A 2453-nucleotide genomic window follows, 5' to 3' on the forward strand; every position below is an offset into this window, starting at 1 on the left:
CGGGCCCGCGCGGCTAGGCGAGCGGCGGGATGGCGCGGCAAGGCCCGCTTGGGCCGTGTCGCAGCCCCTTAGCGTAGCCGCTGCTCCCGCTATATGATGGCTTTCTAAAGTAATGAACTGTAGGGAGCCCTCGTGAACCCATTCGCCGCTGCCGACGCCCCGCTGTACGAAGTCAAGGCCAACTTGTTCAAGGGGCTGTCCCATCCGGTCAGGATCCGGGTGCTGGAACTGCTTGCGGACGCTCCCGAGGTAACCGTGACCGAGCTGATGAACGAGACGGGCCAAGAGGCCTCCAACCTGTCCCAGCACCTGTCCGTCTTGCGCCGGCACAACCTCGTCCTGGCCGAACGCCGGGGCGTGCAGGTCTTCTACCGCCTGGCGTACCCTCAGGTGGCCGACCTGCTGACCGTGGCGCGCAGCCTCCTGCAGCAGCTCCTGCACACGGCCACGCAGCAACTGGCCGGCTTCGGTGCGGCCGACAACGGCTCGACGGCATCAGCCCGGGACGCGGGCACCGAGCCGGAACCGGCTCCATGAAGTCGTTGAGGGCGGCCGCCGCCCTGCTACCCGGCAAGGCCGATTACGCGGAGCTGCCGCGCACCTGGCGGAACGACCTGGTGGCGGGCGTGACCGTGGGTATCGTCGCCCTGCCGCTGGCCTTGGCATTCGGTGTCAGTTCGGGTGCCGGCGCCGCGTCGGGATTGATCACCGCGATCGTCGCCGGCATCGTCGCTGCCGTTTTCGGTGGTTCCAACATCCAGGTGTCGGGACCCACCGGCGCCATGGTGGTGGTACTTGCGCCGGTCATCGCCAGCCACGGGATATCGTCGCTCGCGCTGCTGACGCTCATGGCCGGCGTCATGGTGGCCGCCGCCGGTGTGCTGAAACTGGGCCGTGCCGTCAGCTTCATACCGTGGCCGGTCATCGAGGGCTTCACGTTGGGCATCGCCGTCATCATCTTCCTGCAGCAGGTGCCGGCCGCCTTCGGGACCGCACCGGGGCCCAGCTCCAACGCGGCCGTGTCGGCGGTCGAGGCCTTGGGCACCGCATCCATGGCGGGCTTGTTCTGGCCCGTCATCCTGGCGGGGATCGTGGCCGGCATCATGGTGGCCGCGCCGAAGATCAATCCACAGCTGCCCGGCTCCATCATCGGGATCATCGTCGCCACGCTTGTGGCCCAACTGATGAATTTGGACGTTGCACGGATCGGCGAGCTACCCAGCTCCTTGCCGGCCCCGTCCCTGCCCGCCGTCGACCTGGCCCTGATGGGCGCATTGGCCGGGCCTGCCCTCACCGTCGCGGCACTTGCTGCCATCGAATCCCTGCTCTCGGCCCGGGTGGCCGCATCCATCTCCGACACGGGCCCTTACGACGCGGACCGGGAGCTGGTGGGCCAGGGCCTGGCCTCGGTTGCCTCCGGCTTCTTCGGTGGGATGCCTGCCACCGGGGCCATCGCCCGGACGGCAGTAAACATCCGCGCCGGCGGGCGGACCCGGGCCTCCGTCGTCGTGCATTCCCTGGTGCTGCTGGGCGTCGTGTACCTGGCGACCGGGCCCGTCTCGCAAATCCCGCTGGCGGCGCTGGCCGGCGTGCTGATGGTGACCGCCGTCCGCATGGTCTCGCTGAACACCTTGCGCAGCGTCTTCGGCTCCACCCGGGCGGACACCACGGTCTTCATCGTCACCGCGGTCGTCACGGTGTCCTTCGACCTGATCCAGGCCGTGGTGATCGGCATCGTCTTCGCCGGGTTCTTCGCGCTGAGGGCGTTGGGGAATTCCAGCGGTGTCCACCGGGAGGAGATCCCCGGACCGGCCGCAGACGGCGACGAGCAGATCGCAGTCTTCCGACTCGACGGCGCCCTGTTCTTCGGCGTGGCCGACCGGGTGCTGGAGCGAGTCTCTTCCATCCGCAATGTGCAGGTGGTGATCATCCGGATGTCCCAGCTGCAGATCCTCGACGCGACCGGGGCCAAAGTCGTGGCCGACCTGGTCACGGCGCTGGAGCGCCGCGGCGTCACCGTGCTCATCAAGGGGATCCAGGAACGCCATGTGGAGTTGGCCCGCCGGGTCGGGGTCTTGGAGTCATTGCGCCACGACAGGCACCTGTTCGGCGACCTGGAAGCGGCGGTCGAGCATGCCCGCAGTCACGTCCGGCGCAACGGCGAAGCCCGGTACACACAGCAGGCCTAAGGCGCACCATCAGGCCCGCCTGCGTCAGGGGCCGTCGGCGGTGACGCCGCGACGCGCATGGCCCGCGGCCCGGTAGGCGAAAACCGTGGCCGCGATGGCCAGCCCGACGGCGATGATCCCGAACGGGTTGCACAGCGCGGTGGACATTCCCAAGGCGGACGGACCGGCCAGCAGCGACATGATGGACGCGCCCTCTCCGGCGCCGCCGCCGAAGTCCGGGACGGTGAAGCCGAAGGCGAACGCCAGCAGCCAGGCCAGCGCCTG

2 protein-coding genes and 1 pseudogene are annotated in these 2453 nt (G+C 69.1%); 2 read left to right on the forward strand and 1 reads right to left on the reverse strand.

Features of this window, described 5'->3' with window-relative positions:
• Positions 1 to 132 precede the first annotated feature (132 nt).
• A complete protein-coding gene (locus tag AC5RUJ_RS14605) occupies positions 133 to 537 on the forward strand; it encodes an ArsR/SmtB family transcription factor (RefSeq protein ID WP_494128270.1) in 405 nt (134 codons plus the stop codon).
• On the forward strand, positions 534 to 2189 hold the full coding sequence (locus tag AC5RUJ_RS14610) for a SulP family inorganic anion transporter (RefSeq protein WP_494128269.1): 1656 nt from the start codon (positions 534 to 536) through the stop codon (positions 2187 to 2189). Before AC5RUJ_RS14605 ends, AC5RUJ_RS14610 begins: the two co-directional genes overlap by 4 nt.
• Positions 2190 to 2213: 24 nt before the next feature.
• Here AC5RUJ_RS14610 and AC5RUJ_RS14615 read toward each other — a convergent pair.
• Positions 2214 to 2453, reverse strand: a pseudogene (locus tag AC5RUJ_RS14615) (hypothetical protein); the annotation flags it as partial.

The organism is Arthrobacter sp. Y3223164 (genome assembly GCF_059091005.1).